Genomic DNA, 26513 nt, shown 5'->3' with positions numbered 1-26513 from the left:
AGACCGGATATATTATGGCTTTAGAAATTAAACAGAGCCTAAAACTGGCACAGCAGACAATTATGACACCGCAATTGCAGCAGTCAATAAAACTGCTGCAGCTCTCAAGATTAGAATTGAAGGATCTTATTCAAAAGGAGATTGTAGAAAATCCAGTATTGGAAGAAATTCAAGATTTTTCTGATGGGGACAATTCCAACAAAAGTGACGGGATAAGAGAACTCGAACCCGATAAAACAAAAGAAGTAACATTTGATAATCAAGACACAAACATGGGTATTAAGTGGGAAAACTATATAGGTGGTTTTATTCCAGACAGTTCTGGTTCCGGCATTGAAGACGATGAGAAACTCTCATTAGAGAACAGACTAACGAAAAAAATGACCCTTTATGATCATCTGACGTTGCAGCTCCGTCTCTCAAATTTTACTAAAACAGAAGAGCTAATAGGCAGCTTGATCATTGGGAATATAGATGACGATGGCTACCTTCGGGTTAGCTTAGCCGATATTGCTGAGACCACCGAGGTAGATGAATCTGTGGTTGAGAGTGTCTTAAGGCAGATTCAAGAATTTGACCCTCTGGGTGTTGGAGCCAGAGATCTCAAAGAGTGTTTACTTATTCAAGCAAAACACCGTATTGGAGATAGTCCTATTGTAGGAGAAATCTTAGCCAATCATATGCCTGAACTGGAAAATAAGAGGCTTCAAATAATCGCTAAAAAATTGGGGGTCTCTTTAGAAAAGGTTGTGGAGGCTGCAAGGTTAATTTCTGAATTGGGTCCCACCCCTGGCAGACATTTCAATGAGGAAGAAGCTCAATACATTACCCCTGATATATATGTCTACAATGTAGGAAATGAATTTTTTATAGTCCTGAACGAAGACGGTATGCCCAAATTGAGGATAAGTTCCTTTTATCGCAATGCCCTCTCCCAAGGAGACCTAACATCAAAAATAACAAAGGAATACATACAAGAAAAGATCCGTTCTGCGGTGTGGTTAATAAAGAGTATCCATCAGAGACAGAGAACCATACATAAGGTTATGAAAAGCATTATTAAATTTCAGCGGGATTTCTTTGAGAAAAATACAGGACACCTGAAACCTCTGGTTCTTAGAGACGTAGCTGAAGATATTGGTATGCATGAATCAACTATTAGCCGGGTTACAACAAATAAATATGTACACACCCCTCATGGAATCTTTGAGCTCAAATACTTTTTCAACAGTGGAATCGACTATTCAAGAGGAGAAAGTATAGCCTCTGAGAGCGTTAAAGATAAGATCAAGCAGATTATTCTTAATGAAAACCCCAAGAAACCTTATAGTGACCAGAAACTTGTTAATATTCTGAAGGAATTAAATATAAATATTGCGCGAAGAACAGTAACTAAATACCGTGAGGTGTTAAATATTTTACCTTCATCAAAGAGAAAAAGGTTTTTTTAGCAGGAGGAGTAAGAAATGCAGATAACTGTGACCTTTCGACATATGGATGCTGTTGAAGACTTTAAAAAGTACATTGAAGAAAAATTGGCTAAAGTAAAAAAATACATCGATAGACCCATTGAAGCGAATATTGTACTTTCAGTAGAAAAACACAGAAATATAGCGGAGATAAGTCTTGTTGCTAACAGGACAGTAATAAATGGTAAAGAGGAAACAGACAATATGTATTCTTCAATTGATCTGGTTATGGATAAAATTGAGAGACAGCTTCGTAAGTATAAAGAAAGGTTGAAAAAACATAAAACTATAAATCCTAATTTAGGGAATTTATCGGGTAGAATCAATGTGTTAACAGCAGACAGTCTTGAAGGGGGAGAGGAACCAAAGGTTATAAGAAGCGAAAACTTATCCATAAAGCCTATGTTTGTAGAAGAAGCAGCAATGCAATTAGAATCGTCGAATTACGGTTTCTGGGTTTTTACCAATGCTTCCTCAGAAAAGGTTAATGTGATTTATCGGAGAAAAGACGGAAATTATGGTTTAATTGAGCCTGAGTATTAATGCAAGTGCATCCGAAGAGGAAACTGATGAAGATTGCTGATATTTTAAGCGGAGATTTAATAATTCCTGAATTAACCTCTAAAAGCAAGAAGGAGGTTTTAGAGGAACTTGTTACTGTTATTGTCAAACAAAACAAACTAATAAATAAAGGAGAACTCTTAGATGTTCTCTTAGAAAGAGAAAAATTGGGAAGTACAGGTATCGGAGATGGTATAGCAATACCTCATGGGAAACTCAAAAATATTGACACCCTGTTAGCCTCTTTCGGAAAAAGTGTAGACGGAGTAGATTTCGACTCCATGGATGGGAAACCAACCCACCTTTTCTTTTTACTAGTTGCACCAGAAGATTCTGCGGGTATCCACTTGAAAGCATTGGCTAGAATTTCACGTCTGTTGAAAGACAACTCTTTCAAACAAGAACTAATGGAAGCTAAATTAAAAGATGACCTCTTTAACACTATTATCGAAAGGGATGAGAATTTTCAATGATGCGTGATGAGGTTAGGTCTCACCTTCAAATTAAATGAAGAACATCCGATTTGTCATTATAACTGGTCTCTCAGGCTCAGGAAAAAGCACAGCAATAAAGGCTTTAGAGGATATCGGATTTTTCTGTGTAGACAACCTGCCAGTTATTCTACTTCCAAAATTCTTAGAGTTGCGCCTTCAAACTCCGGGAGAAATCTCCAAGGTAGCCTTTGTAATGGATGTCAGGGAAAGGGGGTTTTTAAAGGAATACCCCCAAATTTTTGAAGAGTTGAAAAAGGAAGGCTATCTAATGGAAACAATATTCCTGGAGTGCTCTGAGGAAATCCTGCTCAGGCGCTTCAGTGAGACCCGAAGGTCCCATCCTCTGGCAGAAGGCAAATCGGTCATTGAAGGAATTAGATTAGAAAGAGAAACTCTTTCACATTTAAAGAGTACAGCAAATAAGGTTATAGATACCTCTAATTATAACGTCCATCAGTTAAAGGATGCTATCTACCAATACTTTAGTGAAGTATCTTCCTTGAAAAAGATGACTATAAATTTACTCTCTTTTGGATTCAAGTATGGGTTACCATACGATGCTGATTTAACAATGGATGTGAGATTTTTACCAAACCCATACTTCATTGAAGAATTAAAGAACCTCACGGGTGAAAACAAAGAGGTTTCTGATTATGTTTTAAAAAGAAGCGAAACAAAAAAATTTATTAAGAAATTTTCCAATCTAATTCACTTTTTGGTTCCTCTATACGAAAAAGAAGGGAGAGTATACTTAACTATCGCTATTGGTTGTACAGGGGGAAAGCACCGTTCTGTAGCCATTATCAACGAGTTGGTCAAATCTTTTGATAAAGAAAAATACATGGTTAGTATCAGACACAGGGATATAGAAGCTCTGTGATTCAGACAGCAGACCATAGACATCAGACTGAAATTAGCCAGGGATTATACAATTGGATAGTTTGGGGTCTAACGTCTGAAGTCTGTTCTCTGAATTGCAGATAGAAGCTGTTTGATCAGTATTTTCAGTATGGAGGAATAATGGTCGGGATTCTGGTAATAACTCATTACAATTTAGGGGCTGAGTTGGTTGCTGCTGCCGATATGATGGGTGGCAGGATAGATGGTATTCACGCCATATCTGTTGACCCCAAGAAAGACACAGATAAATTGAGGAAAGAGATCTCAATGGCTATTAAAAGGTTAGATAATGGTGAAGGTGTCTTGATAATAACTGATATGTTTGGTGGTACACCTTCTAATCTGAGTCTCTCTTTTTTGGAAGAAGGAAAGGTAGAGGTATTAACAGGAGTAAACTTACCAATGCTCATTAAGCTTTCTACTTACCGGGAAGATAAAACATTAAACGAACTGGCTGTGCAGCTGAAATCTTTTGGACAGAAGAACATTAATTTGGCCAGTGAGATTATGAATAAAAAGGTTACGTAAACGACATTCTATGAACTCAACTTCCCAAAGTCTTGAGAGAAATTCTCTTCAGGTAACAGACCTAGAGATAGCAGAGATGGAGGGTAAAGATATTGACGAGGTTCTGGATATTGAAAATCTATGCTTCAAATCCCCCTGGACCAGAGATGCCTTCGAACAAGAGCTGAATCTTGAGTGGTCAAAGATTCTTGTTGCCAAAAAATCCACTCCCCATCAAAAGAGGACAGTTGGTTATATCTGTCTTTGGTTGGTAACCGATGAAGTTCACATCTTAAATCTTGCTATCCACCCCAACTTTCGCCGACAGGGAATTGCAACCAGGCTCCTTAACTCTGGCATTGAGTTTTCTATCCGTGTGGGTGCAGAAGTTGCAACTTTAGAGGTCCGTAAATCAAACTTTTCTGCTATATTATTATATAGAAAATTCGCTTTTGAAGCCATAGGGGTACGACGCCGATATTACTCAGACAACTATGAAGATGCTATTATTATGTGTTCAAAGCTGATGGCTTGAGGGTTCAAGTCCGCCTCAGGCGGAAGGGGTTCCCCCCATTCTCCGAATGAGATGATAAATGTACCAGGTGTTTTCAAAAATTCTCTTTAACACAGAGGTGTCCCCAACTTATTATAAGATGGGGTTAGACTGTCCGGAGATAGCCTCCAGAGCAGCTCCCGGTCAATTCATTATGGTAAGAGTCAGCAACCAATGGGACCCTTTCTTGCGACGTCCTTTTGTAATACACAGGACTGGGAAAGCAAATACTAAAGGAGAAAAAAGGTGTAGTGATTGTCAGCTAGAAATACTCTATAAGGTGGTAGGCAAAGGGACAGAGATAATGTCTGAGATGAAGGAAGATGATGAGATTGATCTCTTGGGACCTATGGGCAAAGGATATAGAATAGATACTAATATCAGAACAGCAATCTTGGTTGGTGGAGGGATCGGAGTAGCGTCCCTTTTTAGTTTGGCAGAGAACATAATTTTACAGTGTTCAGGGCTTAAATCCCTTTTACTCTTCTTGGGTGGAAAAGGCAGGGATGACGTTTTATGCGTTGAAGAGTTTGAAAAACTTAGTTTAGAGGTTAGAGTAGCTACAGAAGATGGGAGTCTGGGACAGCAAGGAGTAGTTGTTGATCTATTACTGGATTATCTTAAATTCGGAGATTATAGTCCAGGTTCTTCTACCCATTGCTTTGCATGCGGACCAGACACCATGTTAAGAGAGGTATCAAAGATCACCGGCGAAAAAAGCATATCATGCCAGATATCTCTGGAGGCAAGGATGGCCTGTGCTGTGGGCGCCTGTCTGGGGTGTATAGTTAAGACAAAGGCAGGCGGAGATGTTTATAAAAAGGTTTGTAAAGATGGCCCTGTCTTTGACAGTAACGACATAATTTGGAAGTAAGGAATCCTTATGAACCATGAGCCTGTTGAGTTATCCGTAAATATTGGTGGGATTCAATTAAAGAATCCAGTAATGACCGCCTCTGGCACCTTTGGTTATGGTGAAGAGTATGCCCCTTATGTGGGCCTGGATAAACTGGGGGCGATTGTAGTAAAAGGTATTTCTTTAGAACCAAGACCTGGCAATCCGCCTCCCCGAATCGTTGAGACAACAGGGGGAATGCTAAACTCCATCGGTTTAGAAAACATTGGAGTAGACCGTTTTATTGGAGAAAAGCTCCCCTACTTGATAGACAGCGGTGCCACGATAATCGTAAATATCTTTGGCAGTAGCATAGAAGAGTACCGTGATGTAGCGAACAAGCTGGATGATACTCATGGTATCTCAGGGTTAGAAATCAACATCTCCTGCCCGAATGTAAAAGAAGGTGGAATGACTTTTGGAACTGATCCACATATGGCATTCGAACTAGTAAATCTGATACGGGAATCAACCAAACTTCCCCTGATTGTAAAGCTTTCTCCTAATGTCACCGATATAACAGAGATTACCAGAAGCGTTCAGGACGCTGGTGCAGATGCTATATCTTTAATCAATACCATAAAGGGAATGGCAATAGACATCAAAACGAAAACCCCTAAACTGGCTAATATAACGGGCGGGCTATCAGGCCCTGCTATAAAACCTATTGCTCTGGGAATGGTGTGGGAAGTGGCAAGGGTTGCGGAAATCCCCGTAATCGGTATCGGGGGGATAATGAATGCCCATGATGCACTGGAGTTTATCATTGCCGGGGCATCTGCTATCCAGGTGGGAACAGCAAACTTCATCAACCCTAAAGCTACTATGGACATCCTTTCAGGTATTGAAAAATACCTGGGGGATCACGGAATCGGCGATATAAAAAGCCTCATAGGGACATTAAGGATTTGACGAAAGCATCTCAAAGCAGCACCCTCTTAAAGATTTCCGCGTATTGAAGGTTAGCCTTTTTGCCAAATTCAATAGCCATCCCTGTCATCCTTTCCTTCCAATCTGGGTGAATCTTAATCTGACTCTTGTGCTGTTCTATAGCCTCCAATTTCTTATACAGGGTCTCTGTAATATCAACAAAAAGGTCGGGGTTCTCTGGAAACGTAAAGTGGATTTCACGGGGAGAATGAGCATCAAACCCTGCATTCGTCTGTGCCGGCAGGAAGAGGTGGTCTCTGGCGGCAATCACAGCATCCGTTGTGGTAAAGCCGACTGCCCTGTGATCAGGGTGCAACAGGTATGGACGCCAGGGGTCATGGGTTACTAGAATATGGGGTTTGTACTGACGAATAAGAAGGGCAAGTTCGCTTCGAAAGGCAAGGTCCGCTACTAGTTCTCCATCCCTGTGACGCAGAAAGGTCACACTTTTTACACCCAGTACCTCAGCAGATCTAAGCTGTTCATCCTCTCGCATTTCAGCCAGGCGATGCGGGGAAAGTTCCAGGTTTTTGGTTCCCTTGTCTCCATTGGTACAGACCACATAACGAACCTCATGCCCCTCTTTTATCCACTTTGCTATTGTCCCTCCACATCCCATCTCAGCATCGTCCGGATGTGCCATTATTAACATTATTCTATCTTTTTCCATTTGGCTGCCTTTCTCCCCAAACCCCTCAACTACTCAACCCTTTTAAGGCAAACACGCAGGTTTGCCCCTACCCTTCAACTCTTCAACTTTTTAACTTACCAATTGCGAGTACAGACTAATCACTTTATCAGCAATCAAAGACCACCCAAACCTTTCCGCCCGTTTAACGGCATCTCTTCCGAATTTTTCCTTTATAAAAGGGTTGGCAACTATAAAGCTGATTTTCTCAGCCAATATCTCAGGATCACCTTCAGGTACTAAAAATCCTGCCCTTTCATCTCCCATAACATAGGAAAGCCCCCCAACTTCAGAGGCTATCACAGGAGTCCCGCATGCCATAGCCTCAAGGGCAACTATGCCAAAAGACTCATACCTGGATGGAAGTACGCATACCTCAGCACTGGAGTAATAATACGGCAATAAATCCTGTCTCTTAGTGCCAAGGAATTCTATTCGATCTTCAAGGTTTAACTCCGAGGTTAACTTCATCAGATTTTTTAATTCGCTTTTTCCTTCATTACCTTCATCAGACAGGGTACCCCCAATGACCAGTAATCTCAAGTCGTTACCATTGGTTCTATCATCCTTTGTCAATATGCTCATAGCTCTGATGAGATTATCTAAGCCTTTTATCGGATCAATCCGCCCCACAAAGAGTATAAACTTTTGACCATTTAACCCCAAACGAGACTTTGCCTCCTCTGATTTCCATGGTTTAAACAGATTCAAATCTACCCCGCAGGGAATCACTTTAATCCTGTCAAGGGGTATGTCAAATTCTCTATTTATCTGGATTTTTTCCAGAGGAGTTGTGGTAACTATCTTATCAGCAGCCCTGAGAACCCTAATCTCATTTTCTAAGCGCAAAGGAGGGTCTTTTTCATCATCAATCTTTGCTACCTGGTTTTTCAGAAAACCCAGGGTGTGGGACATATGAACCGTTGGGATTTCCCATTCTTGACTTAGCTTACTGGCTATCCATCCAGACAGCCAGTAATGACTATGGATTAAATCATAGGTTATCCCCTCTTCCCGGGCAAAACGATAGACCCCCTCCAGAAACTCTGGTAAATAGTTCCAGACTAGGTTCTTATGATAAGGTTTTTCCAAACCTGCCCTCACATGGATAACCCGAACCTTTTCATCTATGTAAACTATCTTAGGTACAGACGGATTCTTAGAGCGGGTAAAGATATCCACTCCAATACCCCTTTGACCAAGCTTACGGCTGAGCTCCCGGACATATACGTTCATCCCTCCGGTATCTCTTCCTCCTAGTATGTCCAAGGGGCAACTATGGACAGATATCATAATCACCCTGTTTAACGACATATTTATCCTCTTCAGTTCACATTTAAAAGGCACCCATTCCTGTCATTGCGAGCACCGACAAGTTGGGGCGAAGCGATCTCATCATTTTCAACAGCACACTTAAGTGTGCTGTTATAGGGGTCGCTCGCCTATGGCGAACTCCTCGCAAAGACATTTTCCTTGTCCTTTGTGTCTCTTTGAGGCATGTGGGTTTCATCTTCCAGGGTCAATTCTTTATCGCTTTCCTTACTTATAACCATCCTGTATATACTGGAATCCTTAGCCCCAAGGTGATACTTATAAGGTTCCTCCCCCCTTAAGAAGTCAAATTCACTCCGCCCTGACTCAATTGCCTCTCGGATCAAATGAGCCATAAGGACTATGCCCGGACTTAAATAGGAATACTCCGGGTCATAACCTGAGTTGTACAGGTATAGTTTGTTCTGGTAATCGAAACACATTGAAGATGCCATACAGGTTCCATCAATCTGCAAAAAAGACAATTTCAACCAATTCTCCGTGAAGAGAATATTGGCAATGTCTTGAAAAAATACCTCCATCTCCTTATCCATGAAGCCTTCCTTTTGTACATCACTTTTACGGTGCAACAAAAGAAACTGTTCAATATCATCTGTTACAGAATTGGAATCTTCGATACTATAACCGTTACCAGATTGAGACACTCTTTCGACCCGTCTAACCTTACGTCGCAGTTCGTGACGGTCTTTCTTATCTAAGGATTCCAGATATTCCCCCCATGAGGGAGGCAAACTGACTCTGGGACACACATCCTCTACAGAAATCTCTGTATAATATTTATTTTCCTCAAGAAACTGTTTCAATACATTCAATGCAATCGAGGATTCTTTCAAACAGTGAAGGTCAATAAAATCCCACTCATCTTCTGTGTACCTCCAGAAATCCACTGTATTTTTACAGACATCTTCTTCATACCCGGCTCTGGCAATAATATCAAGGTAATCGGTCACATCAGTTCCCCCCAGAAACCTCATTACCCTTTTGCCACCAGGGAATGATTCGACAGAGAAAGAAGCCAAACCTATAAGGGCACCTTTTTCCTGACGAAAAGCCATAATCCTTAATGCTTTATCCTTCCCAAAATGTCTCCACCAGGTATTCTGCCACTGCCAGGTAAGAAAAATTTCGTTAGATGAACTCTTATCTATAAGACTTCCCCAATGATTTTTAAGTATGCTGAATGCACTGTCTTCAGTATATAGCTCTGTTTTCACGTCCATACTCTCCTGACAACCCCTTATAACATCAAAGGGGCACTAAGTCAAAGACATAAAAACCCATCAAAACATGGTAGTTTAAGATGGGTTTTTCACATTTTTATAAACTTTCGATTTTAGATTCCTGTTTTTCAGGCGTTTAAGGAAGGCTCATACCAGCATCGCGGGTCTTCTGCCATCATATCTCTGGAGTAATAATAGGCTACTCCCCTGTTACCACCACAGACGAACTTATACTCACAACTCCCGCATCTGCCTTTAAGATTTTCTCTCTCCCTCAGGTTTGCGATTATCTCAGAACTCTTCCATATCTCTCTAAGTGATTTCTCTCTTAGATCCCCTATTTCTACTCTAAGGGTAGGGAAAGGTATCACTTTGCCGTTTGGCTTTATCCCATAATTGAGTATCCCTCCGGCATCGCCAATTACCATCACATCGCTGTAAGGGTCGAAGCAGTTTTGCATGAATTCTTCATTGTATGTTATAAACCAGAAGGGATCATCCGGTAAAGAGGCTACCGGAGATTCCGCCCTGAACCTCCTCTCTGCTAGATACTCACACATCCATTTTCTCTGCTCCTTTGTAAGGGTTTGATCTGATATGTTTTCCCCCCTTCCAAAGGGAAGAAAATCCGTCACCTCAAAACAGTTTATATCAAAATCCTGAGTTAGCTTCAAAAGATCGGGGAGTTCATGAATGTTTGCCTTTGAAACTGTATGCATAACACAAACCTGAAGACCTATCTCAAGGCAGTTTTTTATGCCTTTTATAGCCCTTTCAAAGGACCCACCTCCTCTTATGGAATCATGGGTCTTGGCAGTCGCCCCCTCCAAACTTATACCCATCACCCAGATGCCCGTCTCCTTGAGATTTTTAGCGTAATCCCTGTCTATTAGTACGCCATTGGTGCACACAACCAGTTCAAACCTTCTCCCGGCATATTCTGCTATTTCAAGAAAATCATTCCTTAAAAGAGGTTCACCACCGAGGATCATCAAAACCTTCGTATCCGATTCTGAGATATTATCTATCAGAGCCAGGGCATCATCTGTAGCCAGTTCATCTTTCTTCGGTTTCCCAGCGGCTAATCCACAGTGGGTACACCTTAGATTACATGAATGGGTAATTTCCCAGAAGGCAAAATGGGGTTCCTTAAACCTTAGAAGTTCATTATGGTATTTACTATGGGTGAAGTCAAGAATGTCCTCTGGTGAAAAATCTAACTTCTTTCTTGGAGCAATTGACTGGCATGATTGACACATGATGGGTCCTCCTCTGTTAGGATGCCTTGAAAATGTGGTTCTTCTCCAATTTCGTTGCTAAAAAGGGTTCCAGGATTCAAGGATTCAAGTGCTTATTTATTCCACTCGAATCATCGAGTCCTTGAATCCTTATTATCTTACCAACTTTTTGGGAGATGATTAGAATATGTTAATCAATAAGTAACAACCACCGTTTTTTATATATAACATCCTTCTATTGAAAATTCAACCTTTTTGTCAAACACTTTGTCAAAACACTTATACAAAGCCTTCATTTTTTTCTTGACAAAAATATCCTTTAGATTAAATTATAACTATATGACTAATTGGTAAAATTATCAAATAATAATAAATACGGCAGGTGATAAGAATATGGAAAAGATCTATTCAATGAGAGCGGAGATATTCAAGGCACTCTCCCACCCTATTCGCCTAAAGATAGTTGAATGTGTGTCTAAAGAAGAAAAGAGCGTGGGAGAGATTATAAAATATGTAAGGGCAGAGGCATCTAATGTTTCAAAGCATCTGGCACTACTGAAAAAAGCAGGTATCCTGTCAGACAGAAAAGAAGGACTGAACATCTATTATCGCATGGAGATTCACTGTGTTATGGATTTCTTCAGTTGCGTGAACAAGGTGGTTAAAACTCGCCTGGAGTCGAGCAGGGATCTGCTTAAGAAGATATAAATTTTTTTGTCTATTAATTTACTAGATGACAAATTAATCAAATAGTTTGGGTACTAATAGTTGTTCAAGGATATAACTATTTTAACACTGTTTGGAACGTTGAAGATTTAACTACAAAAAAGGAGAGGGGGGGAAATAATGTTGCTTAAAGGATATAAAATTACCGTCGGTATGTGTTTAGCAGACCCTGAGAAAATCAGGATAGTGGCAGAGCTCACAGATGATATCGGGGACGTACTGCCTTATCTCAATGCCACTTTCAGAGGATGTATGTATAATCACAATGGGCAGGTTCTCACCCTGAAAAAGGATGGCAGACAGATAACCTTTCGGCCCCAAGAGATTGCCATAACCAAGTTGGAAAACGAGAATAAGGCAATAGAAATCTTGGACTGGTTAAAAGGTCTCATAAATATGACCTATGATAACCGTGAAAGTACCAAGCCAAAGCTAGAGAGCTGGCTGATATTGACCCCATTAAGCCTTTCCATCTCTCTTCCGGGTGAGAAATGTAAAGATTGTTCCGGGAAAGACTGCTATGGCTTTGCACAGAAGTTAATAGTTGGAGAGGTAAACATTATGCAGTGCAAACCTCTCTTCACCTGTGAATTAATAGAGAAGAAGAAAAAGGTATTGGGTCTTTTAGAACAAGCTGGCTACAGTGTTCCTGTCGAGTTTTTATAAAGATATGAGAGAAGGACGATAGACTAAAGGTGACAAACAACCTCAGAAGGCTTGGCAAGACAATAAAAAGACCAAAGTAAAGGTATAGATAGACACATATATATTATTTAAGGAAGGTTGGTATTTATGACAGAGGACATATCCATGGTAATCGTAAGTGGTCAGAAGGTCGGCATGATCGGTTTAAAGGAGATACTCGATGATGTAAAAGAAAAGGCAATTACCGACCAAGAGATAATCAAACACGAACTCATCGAGAGGGCAAAATCAAAAAACTACATCACAGAGAAGTTTGAAGGAGAATATGCTGCCGCCCTATTCAGAGAATACAGGAAGTTCCTTGGAGAAGAGGTAGAAGATGATGACATGGGAATTCAAATCAAGATATTAGGCCCTGGTTGTATAACCTGTGATAAGTTAGAACAGGAGACTATTGCTGCCCTTGCTGAGCTTGATATTGCTGTGGATTTCGAGCACGTCAAGGATCCAAAGGAAATTGGAAGGTATGGAGTAATGGGAACCCCTGCCCTGATAATTAACAAGAAGGTGAAATCTATGGGAAGGGTTCCCGATCGTGAACAGATAAAGAAATGGGTTGTGGAAGTTGTGAATAAACAATAGGAGAAGGCTAAATGATAAAAAAATCCGTCATCTGGATACTTTTAATATTTCTCTTTGCCTGTTCAGAAAATGCGGTTGATTCTCCAGATTTCAGGGAATCCGACAAAAATCAGAAACACGAAATTACCTTTATCGAACTTGGATCGGTAGGATGTATACCGTGCCGCATGATGCAGCCCGTAATGGAAAGACTGGAAAAGGACTTCGCAGGGAAAGTAAGGGTCGTATTCTACGATGTCTGGACAAGAGAGGGGGAACCGTATGCAAGGCAATACAGGATAGAAGCGATCCCTACCCAGGTCTTCCTCGACAAAGATGGTAATGAGTTCTATCGTCATGCAGGATATTTTCCATATGAAGAAATTGTGGAATTGCTGAAAAAACATTCTGTAAAACCAAGTTAAGTAACGACAGTATGACACATGGGTCTCTGCCTTTTAACTCGATAATTCCCTGTAGCTTGCTACAGGGTTTCCTTGTGTCATTCTCTGGCTTGACCAGAGAATCCAGTTTCTTTGTTTCTGGATTCCCCGATCAAGCATGCCTTCGACTGCGATCGGGGGTCGGGGAATGACGATGTGCTTTGTATATTTTTTTGGATACCCCGCAGCTTGCTGCGGGGAGGTTCATTTGATCAGTCTGATATCCAGCACAGCATACAAAACAATGTAATGAGGAAAATTTAATGTTAGAAAGTTTTTTTGTAACCGTTAACGCGTGGATGGGAAGTGGAACAGCTATTGCCGGCTTGGGCTGTCTTCTCTGGGGGATTATCAGCGTGCTCTTCAGCCCCTGCCATCTGGCTTCCATACCTTTGATAGTGGCTTATGTGGCTGGTCAGGAACAGGTATTGAAACCCAGACAAGCAGGATACTATTCGGTTGCTTTTACCTTTGGACTGTTTATTAGCATAGCCCTGATCGGTATTCTTTGCGCCCTTTTAGGCCGCATGCTGGGCAACGTAGGGAGCTACTGGCAGATCCTGGTCGGGTTGGTCCTGATCTGGGTAGCACTTGGTATGCTCGGTGTGGAAAAATGTTCAATGTCAGGCACTTTCTTACACCGTCTTAATCTGAAAGGCATTTTCGGGGCATTTGCCCTGGGCCTTTCCTATGGAGTGCTTTCAGGTTCCTGTACATTTGGATTCATAGCCCCAATCCTTGCTGTCATCACCATCCAGCAGAAGATAATCAGCGGGATTATTTTTATCCTGCTTTTCGCTATTGGCCATTGCCTGCCTATTGTGGCAGCAGGCAGTTCTACAGCATTAGTGAGAGGAATACTTGAGAATCAATCCTGGCAGAGGAGCAGTAATTGGTTTCGCAAGGGCGCAGGCGTGCTTATCGGGATTTTGGGGATATATTTTACCGTCAATCCATTTTTCGGGACATGAATACATTTATAAAGGTGTTTTCCCTTAAGCAATGAAAGCTCCCGTAAGGATCGGTTATCTGATCAACATTCCGTGATGGAGGAACGCTATGCTACTTAAAAAATATACCAAAGAAATTTTCAGGGCAAAATGTAATCCAAGCTTTCAATCCGTGCATTGTATTGCCCATCTGGACGATGATATTGGAAAGGTACTTCCCTACCTCAATTCTGTGCTCGGGGGTTTTACCTACATTAAGGATCCTCCTGCCGTAATGTTTAAAATACACGGCAAATTCATAACTGTTTATCCCCGCGAGATCGCTGTCAATGCCCTCAGGGACGAAGAAGAAGCCGATAACATACTGGAGTGGTTAAAAAAGGAAATCAACGAGACATGGGAAAAACGGGCGGAAATCGAACCGAGATATGAAGGTATACCAAAACCCAAAGTGCTGGAAATTCTGAAGCTTTTGCCCAGAACCAATTGTCGTGAATGCGGTGAGCCTACATGTATGGTCTTTGCTACCCTCGTGGCCCAGGGGGCAAAAGGATATGAGGATTGCCCACCACTGATTGGGGAGAACAAAAGAAAACTTGAGGAATACATGAGCCAATTTCGATTGGATTTTTAGCATATATGGAGGTAACCATGAAAGAGTGGCATAAATTTCTTATCTTCGCGGGTGGCTTTTTAGCGGCATATTTTATCCCCTTTAATAACGTCCACGTGCAGAAGGCGATTCTTGAATCCTTTTATATGATTCAGGACTATGCGCAGAAGCATGTGCTTTTGTGTCTCGTTCCGGCTTTCTTTATCGCCGGAGCCATATCCGTCTTTGTTTCCCAGGCTGCTGTTATGAAGTATCTGGGTCCGGCGGCACACAAGCTCCTTTCCTACTCCGTGGCGTCCGTCTCAGGGACAGTCCTGGCGGTATGCTCCTGCACAGTGCTACCTCTTTTTGCGGGGATTTACCGGATGGGGGCGGGGATCGGGCCTGCATCGGCATTCCTCTATTCCGGACCGGCTATCAACGTCCTAGCCATCGTCCTTTCTGCAAATGTCCTGGGTTGGCAGATCGGTCTGGCGCGGGCCATCGGCGCCGTAGTCTTTGCTTACATCATCGGGCTTCTTATGGCATTTACCTTTAGGGAGGAAGAAAAGAACAAGCAGCCCATCGTCATGCCTGGAGCAGATGAGCCGAAGAGGAAACTCTGGCAGGACACTGTCTATATGGCATCCATGGTGGGCATCCTGGTCTTTGCGAACTGGGGAAGACCTCTGGAAACCGAAGGCGTCTGGTACACACTCTATGCGACAAAGTGGTATTTGACCGGATTTTTCGGCATCCTCTTCGGGTATGTGATTATCAGATGGTTTGGCGCCAAAACCTTTCCAACAGTTATCACTGGAGTCATAGTGCTCCTCTTAGCTCTCCTCTTCCCGCAGTGGCCCCTCCTGTCGTTTTCGGCAGGTATTGCAGGACTCGTCTGGGTGACAATGACCTCATCGGATGAGACGAAAAACTGGCTTGACTCCACCTGGACATATACACTTATGATTGCCCCTCTGCTTTTGGGCGGAGTTCTTATCGCCGGTTTTCTCCTCGGCATGCCGGGTTCAGATAATGGGATCATCCCTTCCCGGTGGATTTCTATGCTTGTCGGCGGAAACAGCTTCACGGCAAACTTTTTCGCCTCCGTCGTGGGCGCCTTCATGTACTTTGCCACCCTGACAGAGGTGCCCATTATTCAGGGGCTTTTAGGTTCCGGTATGGGGAAGGGTCCGTCCCTGGCACTGCTTCTGGCGGGGCCGGCACTTTCGCTGCCGAACATGATCGTGATTCGGAGCATCCTGGGGACAAAAAAAGCCGTAGTTTTCATTTCATACGTGATTATTCTGTCAACGGTAGCGGGTATGTTCTTTGGATGGATCACGGGATAACAGTATAAGAATACATGGAGGAAGGAAAAATGAGAAAAATTCAGATCCTCGGTACAGGATGCCCTAAGTGCATCAAACTTACCGAACACGCCGAGAAAGCGGCTAAAGAGGCGGGTTTCGCCTACGAGATCGAGAAAGTTACAGACCTCAGGAAGATCATGGACACTGGGGTCATGATAACGCCGGCGCTTACCATAGACGGGGAAGTGAAGAGCGTGGGCAAGGTGCTCTCCGTGGAGGAGATAAAGAAACTGCTGTAAGAAAAGGACCCATACATATAACTGAAGCAAGGTAGAAAACATCAACATATCTTAAATACAACAGAAAGAATGAGGTAAACAATGGCAACTGAAACGTGCGTTACCAAGGAGTTCAAAGGGTTGCGCTTTTTTAAAAAGTATATTTACATCCTGTTTGGGTAACAACCTGTTAAGGAGGAAATCTATGTCTGTATCTGTAAGCAAACGTCTTTCTTTTCTCGACCGTTTTTTGACTTTATGGATATTTCTAAGTATGTTCGTTGGGGTTATGTGGGGATATTTTTTCCCGGAGATCCGGGAGATAATCAACTTTTCCCAGGTCGACACAACGAATGTTCCTATCGCCATCGGTTTGATCTTGATGATGTATCCCCCTCTTGCCAAAGTAAAGTACGAGCAATTGGGCAAGGTATTTCGTAATGTGAAGGTTCTCGCTCTTTCCCTTGTCCAAAACTGGGTGATAGGCCCGATCCTCATGTTCCTTCTGGCCGTCACCTTCCTTTCGGGGCACCATGAATACATGGTAGGGTTAATCTTGATCGGTCTGGCACGTTGCATCGCCATGGTAATCGTCTGGAACGACTTGGCTGCAGGAGACAGGGAATACTGTGCAGGACTGGTAGCATTTAACTCCATATTCCAGGTGCTCTTTTTCTCTGTCTATGCATACATCTTTATCACCATGGTTCCTCAATGGCTGGGATTGAAAGGGGCCGTTGTGGCTATCTCCATCGGTCAGATAGCCAAAAGTGTCTTTATATACCTGGGTATCCCTTTTATTGGGGGTATGATTACCAGACTGATTGGACTGAAAGTAAAAGGACGTACATGGTACGAAGAGAAATTCATCCCTAAAATCAGCCCCATCACCTTGATTGCCCTGCTATTTACCATACTGGTTATGTTCTCCCTCAAAGGTGAATATATCGTCCAGCTTCCTTTAGATGTGGTCCGGGTGGCAATCCCCCTCTGTTTCTATTTTGTGATCATGTTCCTCGTTTCCTTTTATCTGTCGATGAAAGTGGGGGCAACCTATGAGCAATCGACAACCTTGAGCTTTACCGCAGCATCCAACAATTTTGAACTGGCTATCGCTGTAGCTGTCGCTGTTTTTGGAATCGACTCAGGTCAGGCATTTGCAGCTGTCATCGGTCCTCTGGTAGAGGTGCCGGTACTCATCAGTCTGGTCAATGTCGCCCTGTGGTTTAAGAGGAAGTATTTCCCTTTTGCCATAGAAACGCCTACAGGGGTCTGTCATTTGACCTGCAAACCATAATGGAGGGACACTATTACTTAAATTTTGTTTGAATTAGAGCCTTAATGAAAAATAATGTCTTTACTCAGCTCAGTAAGAATGAGAGAATAAAAAAAGGGAGAATGTAAATGTCGCTTATAAAAGCAGAAAACATCAAAAAGGACTATCAAGCAGGAGAATTAGTCATCACCGCACTGGACAGGGTGAGTTTCGAGATTGAGCCTGCATCTTTTGTTTCCTTTGTGGGCCCGTCCGGGAGCGGAAAGACCACACTTCTTAACCTCATCGGGTGTCTTGATAAACCAACAGGAGGAACGCTCAAGATCGCTGGCGCTGATGTAGCATCCCTGAACCGCAAAGAGAGCGCTACTTTTAGGGGGACTAATATCGGCTTTATTTTCCAGGACTTCAACCTCATACCCGTATTGACGGTGTATGAAAACATAGAATACCCGTTGCTCATGGTGCAGTCAGTTCCTGCTGCAGAAAGAAAAAAGAGAGTCACTGCTCTTCTGGAGGCAGTAGGCATGGTTGATCAGAAAGACAAATACCCTGACCAGATTTCAGGAGGACAGAAGCAGAGGGTAGCGGTTGCGAGGGCATTGGTTACAAATCCCAAGCTCATCCTTGCAGACGAACCCACCGCTAATTTAGACCACAAAACCGCTTATATGGTGATAGAGCTTATGAAGAAAATGAGGGATGAATTCAAGACCACCTTCATCTTTTCGACCCACGATCAGAAGATAATTGGCGAGGCTGAAATTATTTATATGCTTGAGGACGGGGAACTGAAGGGCAAAGAGGTGAAAGGAGGTGGCGGCAATGGGTAATCTATTCAAGATAGCAATCAGGAATCTTTTGCGATATAAGAGAAGGACATTGCTGACCGCATCCCTGATAACAGTCGGCGTGGTCTTTGTCCTCGTGTTTATCTCCGTTTCAGGCTCGTTCAAAAATATGATGATAGGACAGATAACCGACTCCATGATTGGGCATCTTCAGGTGCACAGGAAAGGCTATGTGGCTTCCATAGAAAACCTTCCTCTCAACTTGAATCTGAAATCAGGAGACATAACACGACTTGAAAATATCCTCAATAAACAGCCAGAAATCCTGGCATATTCTCCGAGGATAAAATTCGGCGGTATGTTCAGCAATTTTGTCGATACCACCAACATCAGACTAAATGGTGTCTATCCTGACAAAGAATTAAAAACTGTATCGCTCCTTGCATCAAGGCTCACAGAAGGTAAAAGGAACATTCAGAAAGGGGAAATCTGGGTACCTGAACTACTGGCAAAAGGTATCAATGTAAAAATTGGAGATACGGTAGTCATTGTTGCCACGAACAAGGACGGCTCTGTTAACGGCAAGCAGTTCAGGGTAGAAGGCATCCTGCAGAGTGCTACCGGACCCGGCGGAAGGGACGGCTATATCCATATCGATGATGCAATGGAAATCCTGCGAATGGATGGAAAGGAGATAAGCGAGGTTGCCATCAGGCTTAAGGATTTTGGGAAGCTCCACAAATTCAGCAAAAAATTAGACGGCCTGCTTGCGAAAGAACTTAATCAGCAGAGCAAATCTATTTTTGAACTGCACACATGGGAAAAGCTCTCGCCTTTCTTCAACATCGCCAAGATGATAGATGTGATGACATTTTTCATCAAGCTCATGCTCATAGCCATAGTCCTCATCAGCATTATGAATGTAATGATAATGGCTGTGTATGAAAGGATAAGGGAGATTGGGACAATCGCAGCCATAGGGACACTGCCGGGAAAGATTTTGAATATGTTTGTGATCGAAGGTTTTTGCCTCGGAGTTGCGGGAGCAATTATCGGTAATGTTGTTGGGACCGTCATAATCCTTATACTCAACATGTCGAAAATAACCTTTAATTTCGGGCAGCAGACTGGGTTAATCCTTCGGGCAAATGTAAACTTGCATGACCTCGTCGTCATATCGGTAACCGTAATAATCGTCTCGGTCATAGCCAGCCTCCAGCCTGCGTTCAAGGCCTCGCGGATGGAGCCTATAAAGGCGCTGAGACATGTATAAGGAGAGTCTTATGATACGCATCATCCTGAACCTTATAGCCCTGCTCCTCGTTGCCCCTGCATACGCAATTGACGGCACGGAGCTTTTAAAACAGATAGACAGGAGCCTGAATCCGGGGTCTTACGAATCGTACCGCAAGCTCATCAACATTGAGCCTGACGGCAGGAAAAAGGAGTATACCCTCTTTACCGTCAAGAAGGGAGTGGATAAGGTTGCCTCCATTTTCCTTGCTCCTGCCAGCGAAAAGGGCAGAAGCACCCTGAGGCTTGGAGACAACATGTGGCTTCATATTCCAAATGTCGGAAAGCCCATAAGGATAACGAGCCTTCAATCCATCGTGGGCGGAGTTTTTAACAATTCAGACATTCTTCAACTCGATTATGCAGCAGAATACAACGTAGAAAAAGTGGAGGGGGATGGCAGCGAATATCTCCTTTATCTGAAGGCAAAGACAAAGGCTGTGGCGTATGACAGGTTGAAGATATGGGCTGATAAAACAAGAAAGCTCCCAACAAAGATCGAATGCCTCACAGAAGCAAACATGCTCATAAAGACCCTCCATTTCAAGGATATCAAAGACTTCGGCGGAGGTATTGTCCGTCCATCGGTGATTGAGACAGACAGCCCACTTTACAAGAATTACAAGTCGGTGATGATATTTGCAAAGATAAAAAAGAGGGATTACAAAGACGAGGTCTTCACCCTGACATTTATGCCGAATATGGAATCACTGAGGTAATAGATGACAGGGGACAGAAGTCAGAAGCCAGACCTAAAAAAACACAGACAAAAATATAAATGCCCATATCTCTTGTCTATCATCTGTATTCTCGCTTCTGTCTCCTGTCTTCTCAGTTCTGCTTTTGCGGAAGAGTACACCTTCGATATATCGGAAGTTGAGAAAAAACCCTATCACATCGGGGGCTATGCGGAATTCAGACCTGTGCTTTTCGGACTTGATAAGGATACCTCTCTCTATAAGCTGAAGTTTTACAACCGCAATGAAGGCTCTACAATTGAAGAATACAACTCCACCCTGCGACTGGAAGGCAGTCTGGAGAAAGGCATTGCGCGCCTTTTTGTAAGAACGAACACAGACTTTAAAAACTCATACCTTGGCGAAGACAAGGAAACCAATGTTTACGAGGGGGTTCTGTCACTAAAGCCTTCGTCGTCACTGACCATAGATATGGGCAAAAAGACATTGAAATGGGGCAAGGGGTATGCGTGGAATCCTGTGGCTTTTGCTGATAGACCTAAAGACCCCGACGAACCTGAACAGAGCATGGAAGGATTTATCATGGCATCTGTGGATTATATAAAAAGCTTTGATGGCCCACTAAAAACCGCTTCATTTACGCCTATCTTTATACCTGTCTATGAGGATGTGAATGATACCTTCGGCGATACGGACAAGCTTAACCTGGCGGCGAAGCTGTATTTCCTTCTTTACGACACGGACATTGACTTCATAATCCTTACAGGCGGAAGCAAAACAACACGGTATGGAGCAGACTTCTCGCGGAATATCACCACAAACCTTGAGATACATGGAGAACTCGTCTTTATAGCCGATTATAAAAAGAAATTTATCGACAGCGACGGAAATAACTTTGAAGAAGAGTACGATGCCAAAAGTTATCTGATAGGGATACGCTATCTCACGGAAAAGGACACCACATACATTGTTGAATACTACAGAAACGGCACCGGCTTTACATCCGGAGATATGAGGGATTATTTTTCATTCATTGACAAAGCCTACAATTCTTATATTTCATCCGGCAGCGATGCATTGCTGAAAAAGGCATCAACCATAACCGCAGGCAATTACGGCATACCAAACCAGATGACGGATTACCTTTACTTGAGGGCGAGCCAGAAAGAACCCTTTGACATCCTCTATTTCACCCCGGCCATTACCTGGATATTCAATGTGGATGATCAGAGCTTCTCTCTTTCACCGGAATTGGTTTACACGGGCATCACCAACCTGGAACTGAAACTCAGAGGCACGTTCCTCTCGGGGGAAAAACTCAGCGAATACGGTGAAAAGCAGTACGACTACCGAATAGAGATGAGAGTGAGATACTATTTCTGAGCCCTGATGCCTTAAGAGCTTTATCTGAGTTATGGACTTCACCAACTTCACCAAAGTGTTTGGCGAAACTTCTTGAAATAAAAGAAACCTGCTGACTATTCTCACTAGATCAGACCCATGCGGTAAGAACACGGGAAAAGTTACTGTTCCCACATCACCCGCCCGCAATCTCTTAAATCATAACCACCAAGAGCCTTTACCGCCTGATGAAAAGCAGAAGAGGTCATTACATCTAAAATCCGCCGGATATACGGAGTATCCCAATATTCTTTCAGAATACAGAGATCGTACCTTTCCTCTGTCACGTAGATGAAATCCAGCCCCAGAGCACAGGCAGCAGCCCGTATACCCAAGCCAGCATCAGCAGAGCCCCCGGCTACCGCAGCAGCTATTGCCATATGCGTAAACTCTTCTCTTTCATAGCCCTGAATTTGCCTGGCATCCAGACCCAGTTCTTTCAGGCGATAATCCAGCAATACCCGGGTGCCAGCTCCACGCTGCCGGTTAATATACCTTACCTCAGAACGTATAAGGTCTTCTATACCATGGATCTTTTTAGGATTTCCTTCTGCTACGATCAGACCCTGCTCACGATAAACCAGATTTACCAGCATTACCGGCCGGTCAGGCAAAAATCTTTTAATATAAGAAATGTTGTACTCACCTGTCTCCTCATCCAGGAGATGAGTTCCTGCACAGTGAGCCTCCCCCCTTTTTAAAGCCATCAGACCACCCAGGCTACCTACATGGGAAGAGGAAAGGGTTGCAAATGGGTATTTCTGGCGCAGGTAACTTGCCAGTACATCCAGAGCCACATCATGGCTGCCTATAATTACCGTTGTTTCTTTAATCTCCTTTAGTGGCCTAAGCAATTCAACCGTTGCTTCAGTGCCGGCTTCTATTCCCTCAGATAAACGGGGGAGACGCAATATCCCATCAGCTTTAATCAGCGAGGTTATCAAGCCGGCCCCCCGTGCCAGCGGTGTAGCAATAATCCTATCTCCAACCTGACCCATTTTAATCCTGAGAAATTCTTCCATCCCTAAAACAGAAACTATCCGCTGGGAAATAACTGCTGTTATCTTCTCTTGTTCGGGCAGAGTACTCCCCTGTTTCTTATATATGATCGGTTTTACAAAAAGCTCTGTGGACAGTATAGCAGAAACCGGATAGCCTGGAACACCCACTACCGGCTTACCATTTACAGCCCCCAAAACCACCGGTTTACCAGGCCTGGTAGCAACACCATGTACAAGCACAATCCCCATCTCCCGAATCAAAGCAGCAGTGAAGTCCTCCCGTCCTGCAGAAGAGCCCGCATTAATTAAGACCATATCAGCCTCTTTAAGTGCTTCGGCAAGAGCCTTTTTCAGCTCCTCAAAATTATCGGGAATAATTCCTCTTCTAATCGCCAGCCCACCCCATTGGGTTACTAACGCCCCTAAAACACGGGTATTGTATTCAATAATATTACCGGCTATTAACTCTTCTCCAGGCTCTACCAGCTCGTTTCCGGTTGCAAGCAGGGCTACCAGTGGGCGGGGATGAACCTTTACACCCGTTACCCCACCAGCCAGTATTCCACCCAAATCAACAGGGCGAATCCTGTGGTTGGCAGGCAGTATCATTTCCGTAGCCACTATATCTTCCCCAATGGGGCGTACGTTTTGCCAGGGAGAAAAAGCACTTACAATTTCAAAGCTATCCTCACTTACAAAATGTACATCTTCGATCATAATAACGGTATCGTATCCTTCCGGCAGAGGCTCTCCTGTGTCTATCAAGAGAGCCTGTTCCCCAAGCTCCAATTTTAAAGGGATGGCCTCAGATGCCCCAAAGGTAGAAGATGCCTTAACCGCTATTCCGTCCATAGCGGCAGCGTGGTAATGGGGAGATGAAATGCAGGCAAATACCGGCTCAGCCGTTATCCGTCCTACTGCATCCTTAGCAGGAACTTGCTCCGGCAGACCAGGTTTTAGAGCCCCCTGTTCTTCCCAAAAATCAAGGTATTTTTTCAGTGCCTCTTCCCAGGGCTGGTCGTCCAGGTAAACATCCCTTTTCATTCACTTCTCCTCTCCTTCAAAATACTTTAACCTCTACCTCTTCTCCAGCTTCAATTCCTTCCCGGCTGGCCTGGATTCTTACCATACCATCTGCTCTTACCATAGTAGCAATTAAACCCGACTTTCCCAGAACCGGTTCTGCATACAGCCTTCCATCCCTGTCAGATAACTTAACCCGCAGGTAGTCCTCGCGCCCAGCCGCAGAACGGACATTTCTGGTCAGGTAAGCTCGCAGTGGAAACTCAAGGTTACCCTCTTTTTCATCAGGATAGCAATTATATTTAATCAAAGGCTTTACCAGCAGATCGAAAACCACCATAGCCGAAACCGGATGTCCGGGTAAACCAAAAACCGGTTTGCCCTCAACCACCGCTCCAATAGCAGGCTTTCCGGGACGTATTGATATACCGTGAAATAAAATTCCAGGTTTACCAAAAGAGGTAATCACCCCTTTGGCAACATCCCTTGCCCCTACTGAACTGCCACCGGAAATTAATACCAGATCATTTTCCTCTAAAGCCTTCACCATCAAGCCCTGTAAGGCACTGAAATCATCAGGAATAACACCGTAGAGAGTTGGCATGCCCCCGCTTTCTATTACCAGACCATAGAGTGTATATGAATTTACATCCCGCATCTGACCTGGCCGGGGAGTTGATTTAATATCCACTACTTCATCACCGGTAGAAATAATGCCTACCTTTAACGGGGTTCTTACCTCTACTGTTGTTATACCCAATGCTGCCAGTAATCCAAGATCCTGAGGCCTCAACCTATGACCAGACCGGAGAACAAGTGATTCCTTTGACACATCTTCGCCCCTGCTAACAACGTTTTCACCTGGTGCAACCGGCCTGGTAATACCAATAGTACGTTCATCCAGCTCTTCAGTATATTCCAGCATCACAACTGCATCTGCCCCTGAAGGCAGCATACCACCGGTAGGGATTGCCCAAGCCTTTCCTGTTTCAAGAATACCAACGGCACCCTGCCCCATACGAGTTTCACCAGCCATCTCAAGGTAAGCAGGCAGAGTGACGGAGGCTCCAAAAGTATCGCTGGCATGAACTGCAAAACCATCCATTGTAGAACGATCAAAGGATGGAATGTCTTCCTGCGCCAGAACGTCTTTTAAAAGATACAGCCCATAAGCTTTATCAAGAGACACCTTATCTCCACTCTGCTTCCATTTAAGGTGCTGCCTTAAGCATTCCCTCGCCTCTTCAACTGTAAGGGTTTGAAAAAGTTCCATAATTGTCCTTTCTTGTCCCCTTCGGGGAATGGGAGAAAAATCAACAGCAGGCTTAAGCCTGCTGTTGATTCCCTTGATCACCTGACCCCTTTCCGCCTCTGGCGGACTTGAATCCTCATGATGTTACCAACTTTTTTGGAGATAATCCTATATTTGTAACAATTTGCCCAATGTGCTTCGCTATTAAATAAAAAACTGCAAAACATACCTCATAGCCAGAAAGGTTATGATCAACCCCAGCATCATTTTAATGAACTTCTGGGGCACAAACTTCTGTAATCGTGCACCGCAGTACATCCCGGCAAACCCGCCGGCCCCAAACAGAAACCCCAGGAGCCAGTCCGGCCTTGTAGAGAAACCTGTCTCTATTGGGATTACACTGTAAAACAAGACACCGGCAATAGATGTGAGAAAGGTACCCATCAGGGCAGCGCCAGCCACTGTATAGACAGGTAGTTTAAAGACCGCCACACAAAAAGGTGCGATAATCGCCCCACCTCCTATCCCATAAGTCCCTCCAACGATACCCACGATGAAGGCAAGCAGAAACATGCCAACTGTATTGAAGGAAAAACAATGGCCCCAGAATTCATATTCCACCCGGGTGGGGGAAAAAGATATGGTCTTGACCACAGCCTCTGCGGGAAGACCTGAGGAGATTCTGGTATTCTGCTCCTCTTTCAACCTTTTAACATGCTGGTTGAATTTCTCGTCCAGGGCATTCATCTCCTTTCTCCCTTTTTGTGAGTGCGGGGTCATCTCGTAGAGAAGACGTCCCCCTATATACAGAAGCACACAGCCGACAAACAGCTTAAAGGCACTTGGGTCAGGCAGGTAAAAGACTCGAAGATAGTACCCTATAAATACCCCGGGCAGAGTCCCAACAATCACAACCCAGGTCAGCGGCCATGCCATCCGCCCTTCTTTAAGATACCGATAAACCCCACTTGGTATGGCAACGATGTTAAACACAAAATTCGTGGCACTGACCGATGGCGAGGTAAAATGGAGAAAGCTTACCTGAAATGGTAAGAGCAGAAACGCCCCGGAAACACCTCCCATAGACGTGAAAAAAGAGACAACGAACGCTACCAACGGAGGCACAAAAACCCAGGTATCAACACCGGAGACCGGAAAATGCATTCTTAGAATGTCCATAATCTTCTCCTTGTTTTACCACCGCCATAATTGTCTTTTCACACTGGCTCCTGACTTCTGACTTTTAAGTTACCATATCTCTTCGCTAAAAGTAATAAAAAAGTTAATCAAAAAACCCTGTTGTCAACAAATAGAATTGTCCGCTTTTGTAACAAATGAATTGTCCACTTTTCTGTCCTCGGAGAAATGGTAAATTTGGAGTCGGAATATCTCCCCTGGGATAGAAGACGAGCGGCGGACCTAC

General features: G+C 43.6%; 28 protein-coding genes. 21 read left to right on the top strand and 7 right to left on the bottom strand.

Going from position 1 to position 26513, the window contains the following annotated elements; genetic code table 11:
- Positions 1–14: 14 nt before the first annotated feature.
- From rpoN to AB1401_08295, 8 genes are all read left to right on the top strand, one after another.
- A complete protein-coding gene (gene rpoN, locus AB1401_08330) occupies positions 15–1451 on the top strand; it encodes an RNA polymerase factor sigma-54 (GenBank protein MEW6615454.1) in 1437 nt (478 codons plus the stop codon).
- Positions 1452–1466: 15 nt separating this feature from the next.
- Positions 1467–2012: a ribosome-associated translation inhibitor RaiA gene (gene raiA / locus AB1401_08325; protein ID MEW6615453.1), complete on the top strand. Its 546-nt coding sequence runs from the start codon at positions 1467–1469 to the stop codon at positions 2010–2012.
- 26 nt (positions 2013–2038) lie between these two features.
- Positions 2039–2503 carry a PTS sugar transporter subunit IIA gene (locus AB1401_08320; GenBank protein MEW6615452.1) on the top strand — a complete coding sequence of 155 codons (465 nt, stop codon included), beginning with the start codon at positions 2039–2041 and terminating at the stop codon, positions 2501–2503.
- A 43-nt stretch (positions 2504–2546) separates the two neighbouring features.
- Complete coding sequence (gene rapZ / locus AB1401_08315) at positions 2547–3404, top strand: RNase adapter RapZ (GenBank protein MEW6615451.1); 858 nt, start codon at positions 2547–2549, stop codon at positions 3402–3404.
- Between the two features lie 140 nt (positions 3405–3544).
- Positions 3545–3952: a PTS fructose transporter subunit IIA gene (locus tag AB1401_08310; GenBank protein MEW6615450.1), complete on the top strand. Its 408-nt coding sequence runs from the start codon at positions 3545–3547 to the stop codon at positions 3950–3952.
- 76 nt (positions 3953–4028) lie between these two features.
- Positions 4029–4466 carry a ribosomal protein S18-alanine N-acetyltransferase gene (gene rimI / locus AB1401_08305; GenBank protein MEW6615449.1) on the top strand — a complete coding sequence of 146 codons (438 nt, stop codon included), beginning with the start codon at positions 4029–4031 and terminating at the stop codon, positions 4464–4466.
- Positions 4467–4524: 58 nt separating this feature from the next.
- Positions 4525–5358 (top strand): dihydroorotate dehydrogenase electron transfer subunit, encoded by an 834-nt coding sequence (locus tag AB1401_08300; protein ID MEW6615448.1) that lies wholly within the window; start codon positions 4525–4527, stop codon positions 5356–5358.
- A gap of 9 nt (positions 5359–5367) precedes the next feature.
- Positions 5368–6291, top strand: a complete 924-nt coding sequence (locus tag AB1401_08295) for a dihydroorotate dehydrogenase (protein ID MEW6615447.1) — start codon at positions 5368–5370, stop codon at positions 6289–6291.
- A gap of 10 nt (positions 6292–6301) precedes the next feature.
- Here the strand turns inward: AB1401_08295 and AB1401_08290 are convergent, their stop codons facing one another.
- The 4 genes from AB1401_08290 to AB1401_08275 all read right to left on the bottom strand — a co-directional run bounded on the left by AB1401_08290 (position 6302) and on the right by AB1401_08275 (position 10808).
- A complete protein-coding gene (locus AB1401_08290; GenBank protein MEW6615446.1) occupies positions 6302–6979 on the bottom strand; it encodes a PIG-L deacetylase family protein in 678 nt (225 codons plus the stop codon).
- A gap of 90 nt (positions 6980–7069) precedes the next feature.
- The gene (locus AB1401_08285) at positions 7070–8311 is read right to left on the bottom strand and encodes a glycosyltransferase (GenBank protein MEW6615445.1); all 1242 of its coding nucleotides are present in this window, start codon (positions 8309–8311) and stop codon (positions 7070–7072) included.
- 128 nt (positions 8312–8439) lie between these two features.
- Entirely contained in the window at positions 8440–9543 is a 1104-nt protein-coding gene (locus tag AB1401_08280) for a GNAT family N-acetyltransferase (GenBank protein ID MEW6615444.1), read from the bottom strand.
- 134 nt (positions 9544–9677) lie between these two features.
- Positions 9678–10808 carry a radical SAM protein gene (locus AB1401_08275; GenBank protein MEW6615443.1) on the bottom strand — a complete coding sequence of 377 codons (1131 nt, stop codon included), beginning with the start codon at positions 10806–10808 and terminating at the stop codon, positions 9678–9680.
- Between the two features lie 372 nt (positions 10809–11180).
- Between AB1401_08275 and AB1401_08270 the strand changes: the two genes are divergently transcribed.
- The 13 genes from AB1401_08270 to AB1401_08210 all read left to right on the top strand — a co-directional run bounded on the left by AB1401_08270 (position 11181) and on the right by AB1401_08210 (position 21796).
- Positions 11181–11495: a metalloregulator ArsR/SmtB family transcription factor gene (locus tag AB1401_08270; GenBank protein MEW6615442.1), complete on the top strand. Its 315-nt coding sequence runs from the start codon at positions 11181–11183 to the stop codon at positions 11493–11495.
- Positions 11496–11633: 138 nt separating this feature from the next.
- Complete coding sequence (locus AB1401_08265) at positions 11634–12179, top strand: (Fe-S)-binding protein (protein MEW6615441.1); 546 nt, start codon at positions 11634–11636, stop codon at positions 12177–12179.
- Positions 12180–12305: 126 nt separating this feature from the next.
- A complete protein-coding gene (locus tag AB1401_08260) occupies positions 12306–12800 on the top strand; it encodes a thioredoxin family protein (GenBank protein MEW6615440.1) in 495 nt (164 codons plus the stop codon).
- 11 nt (positions 12801–12811) lie between these two features.
- On the top strand, positions 12812–13204 hold the full coding sequence (locus AB1401_08255; protein ID MEW6615439.1) for a thioredoxin family protein: 393 nt from the start codon (positions 12812–12814) through the stop codon (positions 13202–13204).
- A 281-nt stretch (positions 13205–13485) separates the two neighbouring features.
- The gene (locus AB1401_08250) at positions 13486–14193 is read left to right on the top strand and encodes a cytochrome c biogenesis protein CcdA (protein MEW6615438.1); all 708 of its coding nucleotides are present in this window, start codon (positions 13486–13488) and stop codon (positions 14191–14193) included.
- Positions 14194–14281: 88 nt separating this feature from the next.
- Complete coding sequence (locus AB1401_08245; GenBank protein MEW6615437.1) at positions 14282–14806, top strand: (Fe-S)-binding protein; 525 nt, start codon at positions 14282–14284, stop codon at positions 14804–14806.
- 17 nt (positions 14807–14823) lie between these two features.
- Positions 14824–16116 (top strand): permease, encoded by a 1293-nt coding sequence (locus AB1401_08240; GenBank protein ID MEW6615436.1) that lies wholly within the window; start codon positions 14824–14826, stop codon positions 16114–16116.
- Positions 16117–16145: 29 nt separating this feature from the next.
- Positions 16146–16376 (top strand): thioredoxin family protein, encoded by a 231-nt coding sequence (locus AB1401_08235; GenBank protein ID MEW6615435.1) that lies wholly within the window; start codon positions 16146–16148, stop codon positions 16374–16376.
- A 184-nt stretch (positions 16377–16560) separates the two neighbouring features.
- Positions 16561–17652 (top strand): ACR3 family arsenite efflux transporter, encoded by a 1092-nt coding sequence (gene arsB, locus AB1401_08230; protein ID MEW6615434.1) that lies wholly within the window; start codon positions 16561–16563, stop codon positions 17650–17652.
- A 107-nt stretch (positions 17653–17759) separates the two neighbouring features.
- Positions 17760–18464 carry an ABC transporter ATP-binding protein gene (locus tag AB1401_08225; GenBank protein MEW6615433.1) on the top strand — a complete coding sequence of 235 codons (705 nt, stop codon included), beginning with the start codon at positions 17760–17762 and terminating at the stop codon, positions 18462–18464.
- Positions 18457–19695 carry an FtsX-like permease family protein gene (locus AB1401_08220; protein ID MEW6615432.1) on the top strand — a complete coding sequence of 413 codons (1239 nt, stop codon included), beginning with the start codon at positions 18457–18459 and terminating at the stop codon, positions 19693–19695. The genes AB1401_08225 and AB1401_08220 overlap by 8 nt, the downstream gene beginning before the upstream one ends.
- Before the next feature lie 10 nt (positions 19696–19705).
- Positions 19706–20434, top strand: coding sequence for an outer membrane lipoprotein-sorting protein (locus AB1401_08215; protein MEW6615431.1), 729 nt, complete (start codon positions 19706–19708; stop codon positions 20432–20434).
- A 3-nt stretch (positions 20435–20437) separates the two neighbouring features.
- Complete coding sequence (locus AB1401_08210) at positions 20438–21796, top strand: hypothetical protein (protein ID MEW6615430.1); 1359 nt, start codon at positions 20438–20440, stop codon at positions 21794–21796.
- Between the two features lie 140 nt (positions 21797–21936).
- On the opposite strand, the gene AB1401_08205 is transcribed toward AB1401_08210, so the two are convergent.
- The 3 genes from AB1401_08205 to AB1401_08195 all read right to left on the bottom strand — a co-directional run bounded on the left by AB1401_08205 (position 21937) and on the right by AB1401_08195 (position 26254).
- Positions 21937–23859 (bottom strand): molybdopterin biosynthesis protein, encoded by a 1923-nt coding sequence (locus tag AB1401_08205; GenBank protein ID MEW6615429.1) that lies wholly within the window; start codon positions 23857–23859, stop codon positions 21937–21939.
- A 16-nt stretch (positions 23860–23875) separates the two neighbouring features.
- On the bottom strand, positions 23876–25111 hold the full coding sequence (gene glp, locus AB1401_08200; GenBank protein ID MEW6615428.1) for a gephyrin-like molybdotransferase Glp: 1236 nt from the start codon (positions 25109–25111) through the stop codon (positions 23876–23878).
- A gap of 183 nt (positions 25112–25294) precedes the next feature.
- The gene (locus tag AB1401_08195) at positions 25295–26254 is read right to left on the bottom strand and encodes a sulfite exporter TauE/SafE family protein (protein ID MEW6615427.1); all 960 of its coding nucleotides are present in this window, start codon (positions 26252–26254) and stop codon (positions 25295–25297) included.
- Between the last annotated feature and the right edge of the window lie 259 nt (positions 26255–26513).

The organism is Thermodesulfobacteriota bacterium, assembly GCA_040757775.1.
GTDB lineage: Bacteria > Desulfobacterota > UBA8473 > UBA8473 > UBA8473 > UBA8473.
The sequence above is the reverse complement of the archived record's forward strand: the minus strand, read 5'-3'. Positions and strand labels throughout refer to the sequence as shown.

Coding starts and splice junctions, on each gene's coding strand:
- AB1401_08300 (MEW6615448.1), top strand. CDS start 4,525: ATGTACCAGGTGTTTTCAAAAATTCTCTTTAACACAGAGGTGTCCCCA.
- AB1401_08205 (MEW6615429.1), bottom strand. CDS start 23,859: ATGAAAAGGGATGTTTACCTGGACGACCAGCCCTGGGAAGAGGCACTG.
- AB1401_08270 (MEW6615442.1), top strand. CDS start 11,181: ATGGAAAAGATCTATTCAATGAGAGCGGAGATATTCAAGGCACTCTCC.
- AB1401_08195 (MEW6615427.1), bottom strand. CDS start 26,254: ATGCATTTTCCGGTCTCCGGTGTTGATACCTGGGTTTTTGTGCCTCCG.
- AB1401_08310 (MEW6615450.1), top strand. CDS start 3,545: ATGGTCGGGATTCTGGTAATAACTCATTACAATTTAGGGGCTGAGTTG.
- AB1401_08250 (MEW6615438.1), top strand. CDS start 13,486: ATGTTAGAAAGTTTTTTTGTAACCGTTAACGCGTGGATGGGAAGTGGA.
- AB1401_08290 (MEW6615446.1), bottom strand. CDS start 6,979: ATGGAAAAAGATAGAATAATGTTAATAATGGCACATCCGGACGATGCT.
- AB1401_08210 (MEW6615430.1), top strand. CDS start 20,438: ATGACAGGGGACAGAAGTCAGAAGCCAGACCTAAAAAAACACAGACAA.
- AB1401_08215 (MEW6615431.1), top strand. CDS start 19,706: ATGATACGCATCATCCTGAACCTTATAGCCCTGCTCCTCGTTGCCCCT.
- AB1401_08285 (MEW6615445.1), bottom strand. CDS start 8,311: ATGTCGTTAAACAGGGTGATTATGATATCTGTCCATAGTTGCCCCTTG.
- glp (MEW6615428.1), bottom strand. CDS start 25,111: ATGGAACTTTTTCAAACCCTTACAGTTGAAGAGGCGAGGGAATGCTTA.
- raiA (MEW6615453.1), top strand. CDS start 1,467: ATGCAGATAACTGTGACCTTTCGACATATGGATGCTGTTGAAGACTTT.
- rpoN (MEW6615454.1), top strand. CDS start 15: ATGGCTTTAGAAATTAAACAGAGCCTAAAACTGGCACAGCAGACAATT.
- rimI (MEW6615449.1), top strand. CDS start 4,029: ATGGAGGGTAAAGATATTGACGAGGTTCTGGATATTGAAAATCTATGC.
- AB1401_08320 (MEW6615452.1), top strand. CDS start 2,039: ATGAAGATTGCTGATATTTTAAGCGGAGATTTAATAATTCCTGAATTA.
- AB1401_08265 (MEW6615441.1), top strand. CDS start 11,634: ATGTTGCTTAAAGGATATAAAATTACCGTCGGTATGTGTTTAGCAGAC.
- AB1401_08295 (MEW6615447.1), top strand. CDS start 5,368: ATGAACCATGAGCCTGTTGAGTTATCCGTAAATATTGGTGGGATTCAA.
- AB1401_08255 (MEW6615439.1), top strand. CDS start 12,812: ATGATAAAAAAATCCGTCATCTGGATACTTTTAATATTTCTCTTTGCC.
- AB1401_08275 (MEW6615443.1), bottom strand. CDS start 10,808: ATGTGTCAATCATGCCAGTCAATTGCTCCAAGAAAGAAGTTAGATTTT.
- arsB (MEW6615434.1), top strand. CDS start 16,561: ATGTCTGTATCTGTAAGCAAACGTCTTTCTTTTCTCGACCGTTTTTTG.
- AB1401_08235 (MEW6615435.1), top strand. CDS start 16,146: ATGAGAAAAATTCAGATCCTCGGTACAGGATGCCCTAAGTGCATCAAA.
- AB1401_08260 (MEW6615440.1), top strand. CDS start 12,306: ATGACAGAGGACATATCCATGGTAATCGTAAGTGGTCAGAAGGTCGGC.
- AB1401_08240 (MEW6615436.1), top strand. CDS start 14,824: ATGAAAGAGTGGCATAAATTTCTTATCTTCGCGGGTGGCTTTTTAGCG.
- AB1401_08225 (MEW6615433.1), top strand. CDS start 17,760: ATGTCGCTTATAAAAGCAGAAAACATCAAAAAGGACTATCAAGCAGGA.
- AB1401_08220 (MEW6615432.1), top strand. CDS start 18,457: ATGGGTAATCTATTCAAGATAGCAATCAGGAATCTTTTGCGATATAAG.
- AB1401_08245 (MEW6615437.1), top strand. CDS start 14,282: ATGCTACTTAAAAAATATACCAAAGAAATTTTCAGGGCAAAATGTAAT.